14 protein-coding genes are annotated in these 16,950 nt (G+C 30.2%); 5 read left to right on the top strand and 9 right to left on the bottom strand.

Annotated features, from left to right (window positions below; translation table 11 throughout):
* Window positions 1–566, bottom strand: a 566-nt coding sequence (locus Q0352_RS11335; RefSeq protein WP_299527559.1) for an MFS transporter, incomplete at its 3' end; no start/stop codon positions are given.
* 103 nt (window positions 567–669) lie between these two features.
* Between Q0352_RS11335 and Q0352_RS11330 the strand changes: the two genes are divergently transcribed.
* A complete protein-coding gene (locus Q0352_RS11330; protein WP_299527557.1) occupies window positions 670–1,272 on the top strand; it encodes a bifunctional 2-polyprenyl-6-hydroxyphenol methylase/3-demethylubiquinol 3-O-methyltransferase UbiG in 603 nt (200 codons plus the stop codon).
* Window positions 1,273–1,889: 617 nt separating this feature from the next.
* On the opposite strand, the gene Q0352_RS11325 is transcribed toward Q0352_RS11330, so the two are convergent.
* Window positions 1,890–2,783, bottom strand: a complete 894-nt coding sequence (locus tag Q0352_RS11325; protein ID WP_299527555.1) for a carbohydrate kinase family protein — start codon at window positions 2,781–2,783, stop codon at window positions 1,890–1,892.
* Window positions 2,783–4,630, bottom strand: coding sequence for a glycoside hydrolase family 13 protein (locus Q0352_RS11320; protein WP_299527553.1), 1,848 nt, complete (start codon window positions 4,628–4,630; stop codon window positions 2,783–2,785). The genes Q0352_RS11325 and Q0352_RS11320 overlap by 1 nt, the downstream gene beginning before the upstream one ends.
* A gap of 384 nt (window positions 4,631–5,014) precedes the next feature.
* Between Q0352_RS11320 and Q0352_RS11315 the strand changes: the two genes are divergently transcribed.
* From Q0352_RS11315 to Q0352_RS11305, 3 genes are all read left to right on the top strand, one after another.
* The gene (locus Q0352_RS11315; RefSeq protein ID WP_299527551.1) at window positions 5,015–5,686 is read left to right on the top strand and encodes a LytTR family DNA-binding domain-containing protein; all 672 of its coding nucleotides are present in this window, start codon (window positions 5,015–5,017) and stop codon (window positions 5,684–5,686) included.
* A gap of 391 nt (window positions 5,687–6,077) precedes the next feature.
* Window positions 6,078–6,689: a DEAD/DEAH box helicase gene (locus tag Q0352_RS11310; protein ID WP_299527549.1), complete on the top strand. Its 612-nt coding sequence runs from the start codon at window positions 6,078–6,080 to the stop codon at window positions 6,687–6,689.
* Between the two features lie 76 nt (window positions 6,690–6,765).
* Complete coding sequence (locus Q0352_RS11305; protein WP_299527547.1) at window positions 6,766–7,410, top strand: thiamine phosphate synthase; 645 nt, start codon at window positions 6,766–6,768, stop codon at window positions 7,408–7,410.
* 120 nt (window positions 7,411–7,530) lie between these two features.
* Here Q0352_RS11305 and Q0352_RS11300 read toward each other — a convergent pair whose 3' ends face one another.
* The 3 genes from Q0352_RS11300 to Q0352_RS11290 all read right to left on the bottom strand — a co-directional run bounded on the left by Q0352_RS11300 (window position 7,531) and on the right by Q0352_RS11290 (window position 11,098).
* Window positions 7,531–7,722 (bottom strand): cold shock domain-containing protein, encoded by a 192-nt coding sequence (locus Q0352_RS11300; RefSeq protein ID WP_299527545.1) that lies wholly within the window; start codon window positions 7,720–7,722, stop codon window positions 7,531–7,533.
* A 146-nt stretch (window positions 7,723–7,868) separates the two neighbouring features.
* Window positions 7,869–10,409, bottom strand: coding sequence for an FtsX-like permease family protein (locus Q0352_RS11295; protein WP_299527544.1), 2,541 nt, complete (start codon window positions 10,407–10,409; stop codon window positions 7,869–7,871).
* Window positions 10,409–11,098 carry an ABC transporter ATP-binding protein gene (locus Q0352_RS11290; protein WP_299527542.1) on the bottom strand — a complete coding sequence of 230 codons (690 nt, stop codon included), beginning with the start codon at window positions 11,096–11,098 and terminating at the stop codon, window positions 10,409–10,411. The genes Q0352_RS11295 and Q0352_RS11290 overlap by 1 nt, the downstream gene beginning before the upstream one ends.
* 82 nt (window positions 11,099–11,180) lie before the next feature.
* Here Q0352_RS11290 and Q0352_RS11285 point away from each other — a divergent pair, with 82 nt between their 5' ends.
* Window positions 11,181–11,876 (top strand): arylesterase, encoded by a 696-nt coding sequence (locus Q0352_RS11285; protein WP_299527540.1) that lies wholly within the window; start codon window positions 11,181–11,183, stop codon window positions 11,874–11,876.
* 271 nt (window positions 11,877–12,147) lie between these two features.
* On the opposite strand, the gene Q0352_RS11280 is transcribed toward Q0352_RS11285, so the two are convergent.
* Genes Q0352_RS11280 through Q0352_RS11270 form a run of 3 tightly spaced genes read right to left on the bottom strand, consistent with a single transcriptional unit; the run spans window position 12,148 to window position 16,768 of the window.
* On the bottom strand, window positions 12,148–13,320 hold the full coding sequence (locus Q0352_RS11280; protein ID WP_299527538.1) for a PLP-dependent aspartate aminotransferase family protein: 1,173 nt from the start codon (window positions 13,318–13,320) through the stop codon (window positions 12,148–12,150).
* A gap of 29 nt (window positions 13,321–13,349) precedes the next feature.
* Entirely contained in the window at window positions 13,350–14,741 is a 1,392-nt protein-coding gene (locus Q0352_RS11275) for a 4Fe-4S dicluster domain-containing protein (RefSeq protein WP_299527536.1), read from the bottom strand.
* A gap of 2 nt (window positions 14,742–14,743) precedes the next feature.
* On the bottom strand, window positions 14,744–16,768 hold the full coding sequence (locus Q0352_RS11270; RefSeq protein WP_299527534.1) for a molybdopterin-dependent oxidoreductase: 2,025 nt from the start codon (window positions 16,766–16,768) through the stop codon (window positions 14,744–14,746).
* Window positions 16,769–16,950 lie beyond the last annotated feature (182 nt).

Below are 16,950 nucleotides of genomic sequence, written 5' to 3'. Positions count from 1 at the left end.
GTTTCAGGCTGTCTTTTCCAAAACCACCAAGATACTAACACGCTAAATATCAGTTGAATATAAAATATCGCTTGCCAATTATAATAATCTAGTATAAATTTTCCTAGAGCAGGAGCAATGATAGGAACAAAGATAAAAACCACTGTTACAAACGACATAATACGTGCCATATAATCACCATTGTAGGTATCACGAACCATTGCAATACTAATGGTTCTAGGTGCTGAAAGTCCAATTCCTTGTAAAATTCTTCCAAAAACCATCATTTCTAAACTTTCTGATAAAACACAAATAATACTTGCAATTATAAATAGACCAAATCCCATATATACAATAGGTTTTCTACCCAAACTATCAGAAATTGGTCCAAAAAATAATGGACCTAATCCCAATCCTAAAAATATCATGGTAATTAATAATTGATTATCAATTACGTTTGTTGTACCAATTGAAAAACCAATATATTCTAAAGCAGGTAGGAGAGCGTCAATAGCGAGTGCAGCTATAGACATTAAAGATGCCATTAATGCTATAAATTCAAATTGGGAGGAATGCTGTTTTTGCATTTGGCAAATGTACAGTAATTGTGTTATGGTATTGCGTTTTTGTCATTGTAAAATGTTATCACTAAATAAGAATTTGTAATTTGCATTCTTAAATTTCTCATTCATGAACATAAAAGCGCTGAAGGAAAGTATTGAAGGTGTTGATATTTATATTATAGATCAAATTTTAAAAGATAGATACCCGATTGGCTCAAAAATTTTAGATGCAGGATGCGGAAGTAGTAGAAATTTGAAGTGGTTTTATAATTCAGGTTTTCAAACCTATGGAATTGATATAAATTTAGAAGACATACAATATTGCAAAGAACTCTATAAATTACAAAATGAAAATTTTAGTGTGGCTTCAGTAGATCAAATGTCGTTTGAATCAAATACTTTTAATCATGTGATTTGCAATGCGGTTTTACATTTTGCTAAAGATTTAAGCCATTTTACACAAATGCTTAATGAATTGATGAGAATATTAAAACCTCAAGGGAGTTTATTTATAAGAACTGCATCTAATTTTGGAATTGAAGATCAAGTAAAAGTTTTAGAAAATGGAATTTATAAATTACCTGATGGTTCAACTCGGTTTTTATTAACAACTAATATTCTGCAAGACATTATAAATAGAGAATGTGTTTTAATGATAGAAGATGTAAAAACAACAATTGTTGAAAAAAAAAGAAGTATGACAACATTGGTCATTGAAAAGAGAGGGTAACTATTTTGTTAGGGTTTGATTAAATTAAACATTCTATTTAACATAATATAAATTATAATACAAATATACAGTAATTGCTGTATAGCCGAATTTCAGGCTATTTACACATAATTGCAGATATAGTGCCTTTAGGTCTATATCGTCAACAATTATGTTAAAAGCAATTACGGCTTATAGTTCTAGATTTTATTTGTAAGTTGTAATTCTACATTATGCAAAATATCGCACAATTTTTTACTTTCATAAGAAACTTTTATACTTGGGTCATGAATCATTCTAGTATTAGCATTGCGCTTAAATCCAATATTCTGTACAATACCCCATAAATTTTCAAATATACGATTCTCAGCAAACAACAATCTAACACAATTTGTAGCTATAATTTGCCATTATGCTAAATTACTCACAGCTTTTTTATTTTATAAATCTGTGTTCGTGATTACTTCGTAGTTGCCGCTACCAAGCGCTTTATTGTTTTGTAAACACAAATGCGCAGCATTCACGAGTTCAAATAAAAACAAATAAAAAACAGACGAGTAATTTGCAGCCGCTTGCCAACGCCAATAAAAAGTAATCTATTGTTTTAGCCAAAGTTTTATGAGGCCGTTTTAAACATTCTATTTAACATAATAATTTAAAAACTCTCTTTCAACTAATGTTTTACTTAATTTATCGTTAGCAATCAACTCTGACTCTATACACAAACCTGACGTAATAGTACCAAATTGCATACATTTTTTTGTGTCATACCCTTTAGAAAAACCATATAAAAACCCCGAAAAGAAAGAATCTCCTGCTCCGTTGGCATTTCTCATTTTATAAGCATCTATTATTGGTGTTTCAATCCAACCGCCTTCTTTGGTATATGCAGTGGCTCCACCTTTTCCGTGAGTGCAAACAACTAATTTTTTTCCATTTGCTATTTGTTGCAGCATAAATGGTTTATAATAGGGTAAATTATCGGAACTTAAAAAAATATAATTGGCAGCAGCTATAAAATCTTGATGGTATTCGTTTTTACCATCATAATCGTGTAAATCTGTCCAAATGTCTTTATTTAATTGCTTGCAAATCGGTAAAATATTTCGGCAATAATTAGCAATATTTACGATGATATAATCTGACTTTTTTATATTCTTTTCAAATTTTGAATAGTCAATTTCTGGAGTATCAGAACTAGGATTTATAAAAATAGAAATGCGCTCTCCTCTACTATTCATAATATTTAAATGCCGTTCAGTTCCTTTTGAATCTATATCTGAAATAAAATTCAGATTTGACTCTTCTAAATATGAACGCACTTTATTCCCAAAAGAGTCATCACCTATTAATGAATGAAAAGTAGTATTAAAACCCAATTTTGATAGCGTTAGTGCTTTACCTGCTCCAGTATTTCCAATTGTTTCATTAAAATAACAGTTATGAATGGTTTGAGGAATTGCTTTTGGAAATTCATCTAAAGTAATTACTGAATTGTAGGATGCTCCACCAATAATAAATATATTTTTCATCAGTTTTTAAGTTTAATAATTAAAGCTGAATTAGCTTTTAAGTGTAACGATTTTAACGAGGAAATTTCCCTTTTGGTTATAATATCCATTCCATATGAATATCCACTCAAAGATTCTTTATAACGTTCTAAACTATAATTGGTAATATCTTTTTTGTTGTTATTTATAATAATCATGGTACTTTCTATAGCTGTATATCTAAAATATACATAGATGTTTTCTAAAGGTTGAAAATGTTTCAATTCTCCATAATGTATTTCTTCAGCAGTTTTCCTCCAATTTAAAATAGTACTCACAAAATCATAACTATCCTTTTCTTGGGTTGTTCTACCTTCTTTTGTAAAGGCATTATTTTTATCCAATTTCCATCCGCCAGGAAAATCTTTTCGCAATTGACCGTCTGGTTTATCTCCATTAAATAATAATTCATCTCCATAATACAATTGCGGAATTCCTCTGGTAGTTAAAATAAACGCCATACTTAATTTTAGTTTGTCAATATCTTCATTCAATAAGGTAAATAACCTACCTACATCATGATTTCCATTAAAAATTTTATTATTAAAAGCATCTCCATACACAAAATCTTCAGCCAACGTTTCATAAAGCTTATATGTATTTCCTTCTTCGCCAAATGCATTTAACATTGCATAATATAAAGGATAATCACAAACACTATTTACTGGAGATTGATAACCGTCGTTATTAATTCCTCCATTATTCCAATAAGATAATGAGGATGCTTTTGCTTCCCAAGTTTCTGCAACAATATAAAAGTTTGGGTATTCTGTATTAATAGTTTCTACCCACGTTGCCATCACTTTTTTATCAGGATAAGGATACGTATCCATTCTAATACCATCTAACTGAGCATATTCAATCCACCAAATAGAATTTTGAATTAGATATGTTGCTAAAAACGGATTTCCTAAGTTTAAATCAGGTAAATTAGTATCAAACCAACCTTTTGTAAATAAATCATAATCACTTTTTGAAGCGTGAGGATCAGAAGCCGCAATATTGGTAAAATTGCTTCTTGTAAATGTATCCCATTGATTCAGCCAATCGTTAGAAGGTAAGTCGTTCATCCACCAATGCCCTGCACCACAATGATTAAAAACTTGGTCCATTATTACCTTCATTCCTTTTTCATGGCAAAGACTAACCAAATTTTTATAATCATTATTAGTTCCAAACCTTGAATCAGTTTTGTAGAAATCTGATATTCCATAGCCATGATAAGAATATGCAGGTTGGTCGTTTTCCAAAAATGGATTTAACCATAATGTTGTGACACCTAAATTATCTATGTAATCTAAATGATTTATAATACCTTTAATGTCTCCACCGTGTCTACCATCTGGATTTTTTCTATTTACTTTTTCAATAGTATCATCGGTGGAATCATTTTTTGGATTTCCATTCGCAAAACGATCTGGTGTTATTAAGTACATCACATCAGAAGCATCAATTGATTGACTTAGATTATTTCTACTCTTTTTTTGCATTAATTCATATTTATAAATTAATTTTTCCCCACTATCAGTATTAATAACAATATCAAAAGCACCTTCTTTTGTATTCATATCAATAGTAAGGTTTAGGAATAAATAATTAGCGTTTTCAAGTTTTGATATGCTATTAATAGTAACGCCTTCATATTGAATTATTGGTTTTGTTGTACTAATATTTTCTCCATAAATCATTAATTGTAATTCGGTATTTTCCATTCCGATCCACCAATTTGGAGGTTCCACTCTATTCAAATTTACGCTTTGAGCGCTAACAATTTGAATGGAAATAAACAGGAATAAACAAGTAATAAAAGCTCTAAATAGTGAATACATTTTGTTAAGTTTTAAATTATAAAAGTCAATATTAAAACGGAAATTCAAAGCAAACAAACGGATAGTACAGAAAACTATTTAAATGTGCCAAACTACTTTATTTAACTGTTTTTCATAAAAATAAGGAACGGTTTTATAAAAATGTAAAATGCTATTTAAAGCTGTTATCTGTATAAAATTAGTAGTTGTTTATACTTAACTAATGGTTATTCAGATTATTTTTCAGATTTTAGCTGTATGAATTTTAATAATATAAAGTTTCCTTTGTTTACGAATAGTAACTTTGCCATTAGAGTTGGAAAACATTGCCTCTACTGGTTGGTGTTTATCCTTTTTTTTACAATTATATGGGGAACATATGATAACGACTATTATCGGAATTTCATGATTCAAGTTTTTAGTTTACCTGCTAGATTAACTTTAGTTTATGTAACCTTATACATTTTAATTCCTTCTTTTTTCCTTCAAAAGAAGTATACAGGGTTTATCGTGTCATTTTTACTTTTATTAATTATAGTATCTGTTTTTATTCAAAGACCCATTATTTATTATGTTGTGCAACCGCTGTATTTAAATAGTTTTAAGAGTGACCATTTCTTTGCAATTACAGAAATCATGAATACTGTTTTAGATGTTAATCTTGCAGTAATTATCCCGTTAGGATATGTTTTTTTAAAAAGCTGGCAAAAAACAAATCAAAAAACTATAGAATTAGAACAGCAATATTTAAAGCAAAATAAGGAAGAAGATTTCATATATTTGAAAATAGAAAAATCACTTCAAAAAGTCTTCATGAAAGACATTGTTTATATTGAAAGTCAGAAGAATTACATAAAATTAAAAACTACAGAAAGAGAAATTATTACTCATAAAAGTATTTCATCAATTGAAGAATTATTACCTAAAAAACAATTTTTAAGAGTACACCGTTCTTATATTGTTGCCATTAAATTTATTGACTCATTTTCACCAAGTAAATTAATTCTCAAAGGAATTTCTATTCCGGTTGGGAGAAAATATAAAGATGAAGTAAAAATAATTTTAGGCTATTTTTAAATATAAATAAGTTAGTCATTCCACACACATCGCACTTCCCTCCTTTCGTCATTAGGTTTAATAAGTGTTTACTCGTAACTCTTTTATTTTTCAAATAAGAGCTCGTGAATCTCCTTTCATCGATTTCATTAAAATTGTAGAATTAACTTTCGAGTATAAGACTTTACATAAAATGAAAAGTAATACTTTGCTTTTAACCAAAGCAAAGTAACGTAACGCAGAACATTATGCTAAATTATTCACAGTATATTTATTTTATAAAGGTGTGTTTGTGATTACTACTTAGTTACCAATTACAAATGGCTCATTAGAAAAAAATAATCACGTCAATTTAGTTGTATATTTGCCTTCATTATTAATATTACGCTAATTAGTCACTCCTTTAATTCTTATGCCTTTTAAAAAATTACATTCTGATATACAAGAGAAGCTAGAATATCTCGAAATAGTAACACCTACTCCTTTTCAGAGCAAGAGTATTCCTGTAATAAAAAGTGGTTCCAATGTTTATTGCACCGCTGCAAAAGATAGTGGAAAAACAACCTCGCTTATACTTACTACCTTGCAAAAATTAAAATATGAGGCAGTTGGAACTCTTCCAAGGGCCATAGTTCTTGTAGAAAATAAGGAAAGAGCCTTAGAATTATTTGATGCTTTTTTAACATATACGCGATATAATTCGTTACGAGTTTATGTAGGGTATGAACAGCTTCATATTGATGTGCAAAAATCAGAAATCTTTGAAGGTATAGATATTCTTATTTCTACGCCCACAACAATAAATAAGTTGTTCTTATCAAATGGAGTAAGCACTTCTCAATTAAAGATATTTAGCATTGATGACGCTGAGTTTTTAGTTCAAAAAAAAGCATATAATGCGTTGATGTCGATTACTCAAAGTATTGACAAGTGCCAGTATGTGCTATATTTAGAAAAAATGCACCCATTACTCAAACGCTTTGAATCCTATTTTATGGAATACTCTAAAAAAGTAACGGTTTAGGATACCTATAATTTATGAGTAATAAATAGAATGTATACTTTCTCATAGATATAATGCCCCAACAAAATACGAAGACATGATAATACCTAAACTACATTATATATCTCAAGGAAACTCTCCAAAAGAGCATCTTGAAAACATCCAAAAAGCTTGTTCAGCTGGTGCAGAATTGGTGCAATTACATTTAAAAAACGTTTCAGAAAAGAAATTTTTAAAGTTAGCCAATGAGGCTAGAGAAATCACAGCTCATTTTCAAACCAGATTAATTATAAACAATTATTATAAAATAGCAAAAGCCATTAAAGCAGATGGTGTTCATTTAGGAAAAACAGATTCCAGCCCTACTATAGCGCGCGAGCATTTATACACTTGGCAACTAATTGGCGGAACAGCACACACCTTGCAAGATTGCGAATCATTAATTGTTAAAAATGTCGATTATATTAGTTTAAGCCCTTTTAGGGTTAAAACAACCAAAGATAATTTAAGTAAGGCTTTAGGTTTAAGCGGTTATACTACAATTACAGAAACATTAAAAACTGAAACACCAATTATTGGTTTTGGAGGCATAACCACAGAAGATGTTACAGACATATTAACAACGGGTATTTCTGGAATTGCAGTATCTGGAGAAATCACCCGTGATTTTAATACTATAGCAACATTTAACCAATTACTAAACGAGTCTTCAACAGAAGAACAACGCTATACGTTTGAATAAAACAAAAATATTTTAAAATAAAGTTAAAAGTAAAATATATTTGGCTTTATAGATATTTAAAATTGACCATAAAAAAAGCCCATCATTGTTGATGGGCTTTTATAAAACTTGAAGTATATATTAAATAACTTTTACGTTTACTGCGTTTAATCCTTTGTTACCATCTTGTAAATCAAATTGAACTTGGTCGCCTTCACGAATTTCATCAATTAATCCAGAAATGTGTACAAAGTGATCTTTTTCAACTCCTTCTTCAGTGATAAATCCAAAACCTTTAGTTTCATTGAAAAATTTTACTGTTCCTTTACTCATTTTAATGTATTTTAATTTATAATAATTATTAATTTGCAAAGATGGTGCCATTTTTCTAACATACATCAATTTAATTGACTTCTTTTCAATTTATTATAAATCTGGTTGTTTGGTTTTCCAATGTAATATAATAGTTTTGAGCATAGTTAAACTTCTCTTCTTAGTACTTCTAAAGGTGGACTTTTTAAAACACTTCTAATATTACTTAAACCAATTAATAAAACCAATAAAGTAATTCCAGGAAGAAACACTAAAAATGGAACAACAGATGGAATAAAAGGCTCCTTAAATAAAAACACAGCTAGTAATTGACTACTGATAAGAGATAATAAAATTCCTACCAAACTACCTATCATTCCTAAATAGATATATTCTAGCGCTGTAATTTGTATAATTTGTTTGCTCTTTGCGCCTAAGGTTCTTAACAACACACTTTCTTTAATTCGTTGATATTTACTATTTCTAACAGAGCCAATTAAAACAATAATTCCTGTAAGAATACTAAAGAAAGCCATAAAATTAATAATCCAAGAAATTTTATCTAGAATGTCTTCAATTATGGTATAAATCTGTCTTAAATCTAACACTGAAATATTTGGAAAATTCTTTACCAAATCACGTTGTAAGTCTGCAGAAATAGCATCATTTGGCACATAAGTAGTTAACACATTAAATTGTGGTGCATTTTCTAAAACACCAATTGGAAATACAATAGAAAAATTCAATCGCATACGTCCCCAATCTACTTTCCGAATACTTCCAATTACAGTTTCCAGTAAAACTCCTTGAACATTAAAAACTAGCTGATCTCCAATTTCTAAAGAAGCATCTCTTGCAATATTATCTGATATTGAAATTAAAATAGGTTCACCCTGCCCTATTTCTCCAGTCCAGGTTCCTTCTAAAAGTTCTTCTGATGCCAATAATGAATCACGATATGTTACCCTAAATTCATGGTTTAAAATCCATTGATTCATAGTTGAAGTAGTGTCCTTTCTAATAGTATTCACCAACTCACCTTTAATTTGATGCAATCTCATCGTTACAATAGGAATGTTATCAATTACCTCTAACCCTTTTGGAAGCACTGTATTTATAACTGCTTCTTTTTGTGAAGTTTGCACATCCATTAAAATAATATTTGGATTGGCTGAATTGTTTTCAATAGCTGTTTTAGCTAACAGAATATCTTTAGTAAAATACAAGGTACTAATTAAAAAAGTTCCAAAACCAATAGCTAGAATCAGCACCATTGTTTGATTGTTTGGGCGAAATAAATTCAACAAACTTTGTCGTTTTGTAAACCCACAATTACTAGGAAAATATTTTTTAATAAGGTTCATAAAAAGGCTTGAAATTCCAGCCATAATTGAAAACGTAATTAAAATTCCCACAGTAAAAAACAATCCGAATAAGGCATCTCTCAACAACCAGAATGAAAATAAAAATATAAAAAGTAAAATTGCCGCTAAAGTAAAAAGTCTTGCTTTTCTTGGTTTTACCAAGTTTTCATCTGTACCTCTTAAAACCTCCAACGGTGAAACATACCAAGTACCTAATAATGGTAGTAAAGCAAATAATACTGACATTAAAATACCTAAAGTTACTCCCATTATTAATGGTTGTACAGTAATTGATATTTGAACATTAAAAGGTAAAAAATCTTGTAAAATATAAGGAAATGCATATTGCAATCCAATTCCAATAGCAGCACCTAAAAGGCCTCCAATTAGCCCAATTCCAACAACTTGTGTTAGATAAATTAAAAATGTTTGTTTTCTTGTGGCCCCTAAGCATTTTAGAACTGCTACATTTTTCAATTTTTCTTTAATATAAATATGAACAGAGCTTGCAATTCCTACACAACCCAATAAAAGGGCTATAAATGCTGCTAAATTTAAAAACCTACTTACGTTATCATATCTTCTACCTAATCGTTCACTAGTACTGGTATGTGTATCTAAATCTGCGTTTTCGGCATCTAAAATAGGATCTAATTTTTTATCTAATAACTCCAAATCTAGTGTTGGTGGGGCTATAAAAAAGTATTGGTATTCTTTTCTGCTTCCTAATTGTAATAATTCTGTCTCGTCAATAAAACGAAAAGGAATAAGCACAGTAGGTGCAACTGAAGTAGAAATAGCTGTGCTACCTGGAATAGATTTTAAAGCACCAATAATTGGAAAAGTTAGTTTTCCTAATTTAATAGAATCACCCGATTTTAAATTGAATTGAAGCATTAATGTAGCATCTACTAATGCCCCTCCTAATTCTTGATATTGCGTAGCGGCATTAATTGGTTCGGTGTCTAAGGTTCCGTAAAAAGGAAAATCACCTTCTATAGCACGTACTTTCACCAGTTTTGTTCCATCATTTTTAGGAAATGCAGCCATAGAAACGAAATTAACTTCTGAAGCCGCTACATTTAAAGAATCTATAATAGCTAGCACTTTTTTAGATGGAAGCTGTCTACTATCAATAATAAAATCAGCACCCATTAAAGCTTTTGACTGATTTTTAATATTTTGTTTTAAATTCTCACTAAATAATTGAATAGAAACAACAGCTGCAATACCCAAAATAATAGATGCCATAAAAAGCATTAATCTAGAAAGACTTGCTTTTCCATCTCTCCAAGCCATTTTAAATAGCCATTGCACGGAAGCTTTTGAGGATAAATTGCTCATTAAACTGCAATTGTTTTTTCGTTAGACATTATTTTTCCTCCTTTTAATCTCAATATTTGTTGTGTTCTGTTTGCTAAATCTAAATCGTGCGTAATAATAACTAAAGTAGTTCCTGCTTCTTTATTCAATTGAAAAAGTAATTGAATAACCTTTTCGCCTGTTTCTTCATCTAAATTCCCCGTAGGTTCATCGGCAAATAAAATACTTGGTTTGTTAGAAAAAGCTCTAGCTAATGCTACTCGTTGCTGTTCACCACCTGATAATTGCGATGGATAATGATGAGAACGATCTGCTAATCCTACTTTTTGTAACAATTCCATGCCAAATTTAGCTGCATTTTTTTCGCCTTGAAGTTCTAAGGGAACAATTACATTTTCTAGAGCAGTTAATGTAGGTAATAATTGAAAATTCTGAAATATAAAACCAACTTCTTTATTACGTAATTGAGCTCGTTCATCTTCATTTAAGTTTTCTAAATTACTTCCACATAATTCTATAGTACCGGCGCTTGGGTAATCTAAACCCGCGCATAAACCAAGTAAAGTAGTTTTACCACTGCCAGAAGGACCAACAATAGAAAAAATACTTCCTTTTTCAATTTCAAAAGAAATATTGGATAATACCGTTAATTTTTTGGAACCACTAGTATAAGTTTTCTCTAGTTCATGAATCTTTAATATCTTTGTCATAGTACTTATTTAATATATATGCTGTCAAAATATGCTGAACTTGAAAAATAAACATTTGATTTTGAATTTTAACAATAATGTAATGAAGATTTTCTTAAAGTTTTGTTATTTTTCAATATTAATAGTGTTACTCTCTTGTGGATCAGACACCTCAAAAAAAGAAAAAATTTCTGAAAAAGCTCTAGTTGAAACAGAAAATAATGTTCAAGAAAGTAGTACTACAAAAACTATTTTAGTTTTTGGTGATAGTTTAACAGCTGGTTATGGTTTAGACGATGTAAATGATGCTTTTCCAGCACTAATTCAAACTAAAATAGACTCACTTTCATTGGGTTATACCGTTATTAATTCTGGCGTGAGTGGTGAAACAACTGCTGGAGGAAAAAGTAGAATAAATTGGGTGCTGAATCAAAAAATTGATATTTTTATTTTGGAATTAGGAGCTAATGATGGTTTACGTGGTGTGCCTTTAACAGAAACACGGGGAAATTTGCAAGCCATAATAGATGCTGTGTTAGAAAAAAATTCAGATACTAAAATTATATTGGCTGGAATGCAATTACCTCCAAATATGGGACACGATTATATTACAGAGTTTAAAACTATTTTTCCTGAATTAGCTAAAAAAAACAAACTCTATTTAATTCCATTTTTATTGAAAGATGTTGGCGGTAATCCAGCCCTAAACCAGGCGGATGGAATTCACCCAACGGTTGATGGCCATAAAATACTGGCAAATAATGTTTGGACTGTTTTAGAACCTATAATTAATTTATAATAGCTTGTCAATATAAAATTCCAATTGGACAAACATATAAAAAGAGTATTAATAAACTTTATAATAGTTAATTATCACTCCACACTTATTACACTTCTCTCCTTTCATTGGTCAGTATAATAAGTGTTCCTTTTGTATATTATGCAAAATATCTAAGAAGCCTTTTATTTCTTTACGATATTCTGTACTTAGGTTAAGAAAAATTCAAATATACGATTCTCAGTAAAGTACATTTCAACTCAATTTAATATTATAATTTACTCACACTTAATTATAAATGACTTAATCCCATTTCTATTATCTCCTGTAAAACTTTAGTTTCTTCTATACCAATAGATAAACGAATAACACCAGGCAATGGATATTTTGCTCCCCAAACAGGTTCAACAGGTAATAAAATAGTATCAGCTTCACCCAATGTTGGAACCAAAGGAATATACTCGCTTATGGCCTCAATAAAGATATTACACTTTTCTCTTTTATCTTTCTCATTGTCTCCTTTAATATCAAAAGTAATAACACCTCCAAAGCCTTTGTTTTTAAATAAACTAACAGCTTCTTTATTAGTTGGATGTGATGTTAGTCCCGGATAAAGTACATTTTCTATTTTTGAATGGTTTTCTAAATAATTTGCAATAACTATCGCATTTTCACAGTGTTGTTTAAACCTTAAATTAAAACTTTTTAATTGTGAACCTAACCTATAAGCATCATCAGGACTCAAAAAGTGTCCTGCCCATTTTCTGTATTCAATGGCTTCTTTCATCAATTCAATATCATTACCACAAATAACTCCTGCAGTAATATTACCGTGTCCGCTAAGATATTTTGTTGCTGAGTGAATCACTAAATCAGCTCCATCAGCAAGTGGCTTCCATAAAAAAGGAGTTCCAAAAGTGTTATCAACTATAATTTTCGTTTCATATTTTTTAGCAAGATCTAAAATTTGTTTTACATCAGCCACAATAAGCATTGGGTTTGACACTGCTTCAAAGTATAAAAACTCAGGTTTTATTTCTTTAAGTATATTTTCTAATTTAACATAATCATAACTTCCATTATTGGCAAAAAATCGATGAATATCTAAATCTCTTCTTTTAATTAAAACGGAATCTATGAATGAATTTGTACCTCCATAAATTTCATTAAAAAATAGCCAAGGCCTTTTTTTTGCTCCTTTCTGAAAAACAGAAACTGCTACATCAATAGCTGCCATTCCAGTTTCAACTAACAACGCCCAATTACATTCTTCTAGTTTCATTAATTGCTTCTCTACCTGCACAACAGTAGGATTCCGGTAACGAGAATAAATATAATTATCTGGTTCATGAGGATGCTCAAGTTCATTAGAAAAAGTTTCTTTTGTTAATTTTGAGTTTTTTAAGTTAAAACCAGCTTCTCTATATAACGGTGTATGTGATGCGTTTACATTTTTAATTTTCATGCTGTAACTATTTTTAAAGTTTTAAATTTTTATGTTGTTTTTACAGTATTTCGGAATAAATCAGTCAAGGCTCCATTTGGTGTCTTTACGTCAGATTCATAGTAAAATTCGCTTCGATCTATAATTTCACCTATAAAAACAAGAATTACTAAACTCGAATTTGAAATTTCTGGGAAAGCTATCAATACAATCAAAGGTATTACTAAAACTAATAATCTAATGGATGTAATTAATGGAAAATAGGTTATTTTTTGATTAAAAAGCGCTTGTTTTCTCATTAAATACAAAACACATTTAAATAATGTAATTAAAAATATCAATAAAATAAAATCCGAAAACCAAGCAAATAGCAACAATCCAGTAAGCCAAACCATAGCGCTATGCAGTTTAAATTTGTCTTTACGAACTAATAAACTATATACCATATCAATTGATATTAAAGTAAAAATTCCAAACATTATGGTAATATACCCTAAAGCATTACTGTTAACAAATGGAAGTAACTCGTTAAAATCAAAGATGTTATCTTTAATAAATAATGTAATAATTCCTAAACTAAAAAAAATACCAAACCCAACTATTTCTCTACTTAGCCAAGAGCCTTTTACATTTAAAATAAAGCGCCACATTCTTAATTTTTTTCCAACATGAAATGACGTAAGTACAATTGCGAAAATCGCAATAATAAAGAATGCTATAGGTGAAACGAACACATTACTTGTTATTCCAGATGCTTGCCAAGCTACTAAACCTGAAACTGAAAGTGTAAAAAGTACCAAAGTCCATTCCTTTCGTAAATGAATTTTTGATGTAGGTTTTGGTACATAATTATCCAAATATTCAGCATCAATTTTAACAGCATCTATATTTACTATTTCTGGTTTTGTATGTTCCTTACGTAAAGGAATTAATTGAATAGATGGTTTAATACCAACATTTACAAATCCTGGTGTAATATGATTATTTAAATCAACTTCTTCTTGAAAGCTAAAATCTAAAGCTCCTGTTGGACATGCTTCTGTACAAGCAGGTTTAGTTCCTTCTGAAATTCTGTCTACGCAAAAATTACATTTTTCAACAATTCTTGTTGTTTCATTATATTTTGGAGCATCATAAGGACAAACCCAAGTACAATACGTGCAGCCGATACAAGCTTCGGCATGATGTATTATTACTCCGGTTTTTTTATCTCGTGTATAAGCTAATGCTGGACAATGTTTCATACAAGGAGCATCTTCGCAATGGTTACAAGCCAATGAAAAATGAAATACTGGAAGCTCAGGATGCTTTATATGGTTGTGACCATTTACTATGCGCCAATTAAGAGGTATTTCTGTTCCATTTTCAATAGTACAACCAACTACGCACGCCATACAACCTACGCATTTATTGGTATTAAATATGAACGCATTCTTCTCCATATTTATATCTTTTTTATTTGAACCCAAGTGTTGTGAAAAGCTGTTCCGTGTCCCATATCAGTTTCAATCCCTTTTGTAAACAAATTTGGTGTAGCACCATCAACAGCCCAATGTCCATTAGTAAGAACAACATTTCCTAGTCTTAATCCTAGATCAAATTGAACTTTAACTTCAGCACTTCCTTCATTATTAAATAGTTTTACCAATTCAAAATTTATAATTCCTCTATCATTAGCATCATTGGGATGTATGAATAAATATGCTTCTGGTTCAAATTGTTTGATAATATTTAGATTTCCAAATTGAGAATGAATTCTATTTTTGGAGTTTGGTGATAATAGTTGTAATGGATATGTTTTTTCTTGAACTAAAGGAACATAATCGGGCAAAGGATTAACTCCCCACCTGCTTTTAGCTTCTTCACTATATAATTCTATTTTTCCTGAAGGTGTAGGGAATATAGTATCTGAAAATGGAATTTCTTCAAAAGAATTTGGTAATAATGGTCCTTCTTTTAATTTTTCTAAAGTTAGTTCTGGAAATGGTTCTAAAAATTTATTTAAGTATTTTTCAACTTCTGCATCATTCGGTTCTGGAATATTCTTTTTTATTTCATCTGAATTCATTCCTAATTTATGAGCCAATAAGCAATAGATTTCTGTTTCTGGTTTTACTTCTCCTGCTGGTTCCAGCGCCTTTTGCTTTAACTGCACATATGGATTCCAATAAGAACCAATAATATCAGATTGTTCAAACATATTTTTAGCAGGTAAAATAATATCTGCTTCATACGCTGTATCTGTCATAAATTGATCAACTACCACTCTAAAATCAGCTTTTCTAAAAGCTTTTCTAATTTTGTTTGTGTTTGGGTTCTGTGTTAAAGGGTTACCTCTTTCTACCCAAATCATTTTAATTTCTGGGTTAACCATTTTTAACATATCCTCGCCTAATTTTGCAACAGATATTTTTCTTCGGAAGCTTGGATGTTCACAACCAGGGTAATAATTTTCTGGCTCTTTTAAATCATCAAAAACATAACTTTGAAGATTTGCATAATGCCAACAAGCACCTTTTTTACCGATATTTCCTGTTATAACGGATAAAGCCAGCAAACAACGTGTTGTTTGACCGCCATTTTCATAACGCTGCATTCCATAACCAGGAATAAGAGTCATTGGTTTTATGGTTCCAATAAGTCTGGCTAACTCTATTATTGAAGAAGTTGAAATACGACATATTTCAGCTACTTTTTCAGGAGTATAAGATGCTACATGTTTCTTAAAACTCTCAAAACCAACAACATTTTTATTTATAAAGTCTGTATCTATCCAGTTATTCTTAATAATTTCTCTAGCAAGTCCTAAAGCTAAAGCAGCATCTGTTCCTGCCTTAATTTGAAATAAAACATTAGCACGTTCACTTGAAGAAGTTCGTCTAGGATCAATTACAATATATTTAGCCCCATTTTGTTGAGCTTTTTCAATTGGAATCATTTGCTGAATATTAGATTCCGCAGGATTTTTACCCCAAACAATAATGAGTTTTGCATTTTCAAGATCCCAAGGTGCATTGTGATTATTAGCACCTAAAGTTAAACGAGTAGCTTCAAGACCTGCTGGCCAACATAAATTACCATAAGTTGTTGTGGCACCACCAAACATTTTCCAAAATGATGTGCTTACACCATTTAATAAACCAGACATACCGCTTGATGCAAAAAACAGCACTGAGTGTGGGCCAAAATCACCTTTGTAATAACTTAACTTACTGGCTATTGTCTCAATTGCTTCTTCCCAGCTAATGCGTTCATATTTTCCTGCAGCAATTCTTTTTTGAGGATGTAAAATTCTATCTTTTGAATTGGCTCGCTCAATATAGGCTAGTCCTTTTATGCAAGGTCCTTCAAGTGTCGCAAGATTCCCTGAGTGAGGTTGAATACTTTTAACCAAATTATTTTCAATTACCACTTTAAAGCTACAAGTACTGTAACAATTTCGAGGACAAACAGTTGAAATTATTTTCATTGGCAGTATGTTAATTACTTTAATTTTGGCAACCTAAAATTAAGATTTTTTTTAGGAAACGCAGCCTTTATTTCTACTATATTATATTCTTTTGATAAATACGTTATCAAAATATCCATTCGTAGAATTCTTTAGAAATATAGTTTACCTCATTAGGTATATTTTGAAATTTAAGTTTGTAA

It is taken from the genome of uncultured Lutibacter sp. (assembly GCF_937891065.1).
Taxonomy (GTDB): Bacteria; Bacteroidota; Bacteroidia; order Flavobacteriales; family Flavobacteriaceae; genus Lutibacter.
The sequence above is the reverse complement of the archived record's forward strand: the minus strand, read 5'-3'. Positions and strand labels throughout refer to the sequence as shown.

Coding starts and splice junctions, on each gene's coding strand:
- Q0352_RS11325 (WP_299527555.1), bottom strand. CDS start 2,783: ATGAAAAATATATTTATTATTGGTGGAGCATCCTACAATTCAGTAATT.
- Q0352_RS11280 (WP_299527538.1), bottom strand. CDS start 13,320: ATGAAAATTAAAAATGTAAACGCATCACATACACCGTTATATAGAGAA.
- Q0352_RS11275 (WP_299527536.1), bottom strand. CDS start 14,741: ATGGAGAAGAATGCGTTCATATTTAATACCAATAAATGCGTAGGTTGT.
- Q0352_RS11315 (WP_299527551.1), top strand. CDS start 5,015: ATGATTCAAGTTTTTAGTTTACCTGCTAGATTAACTTTAGTTTATGTA.
- Q0352_RS11330 (WP_299527557.1), top strand. CDS start 670: ATGAACATAAAAGCGCTGAAGGAAAGTATTGAAGGTGTTGATATTTAT.
- Q0352_RS11305 (WP_299527547.1), top strand. CDS start 6,766: ATGATAATACCTAAACTACATTATATATCTCAAGGAAACTCTCCAAAA.
- Q0352_RS11300 (WP_299527545.1), bottom strand. CDS start 7,722: ATGAGTAAAGGAACAGTAAAATTTTTCAATGAAACTAAAGGTTTTGGA.
- Q0352_RS11270 (WP_299527534.1), bottom strand. CDS start 16,768: ATGAAAATAATTTCAACTGTTTGTCCTCGAAATTGTTACAGTACTTGT.
- Q0352_RS11295 (WP_299527544.1), bottom strand. CDS start 10,409: ATGAGCAATTTATCCTCAAAAGCTTCCGTGCAATGGCTATTTAAAATG.
- Q0352_RS11290 (WP_299527542.1), bottom strand. CDS start 11,098: ATGACAAAGATATTAAAGATTCATGAACTAGAGAAAACTTATACTAGT.
- Q0352_RS11285 (WP_299527540.1), top strand. CDS start 11,181: ATGAAGATTTTCTTAAAGTTTTGTTATTTTTCAATATTAATAGTGTTA.
- Q0352_RS11310 (WP_299527549.1), top strand. CDS start 6,078: ATGCCTTTTAAAAAATTACATTCTGATATACAAGAGAAGCTAGAATAT.
- Q0352_RS11320 (WP_299527553.1), bottom strand. CDS start 4,630: ATGTATTCACTATTTAGAGCTTTTATTACTTGTTTATTCCTGTTTATT.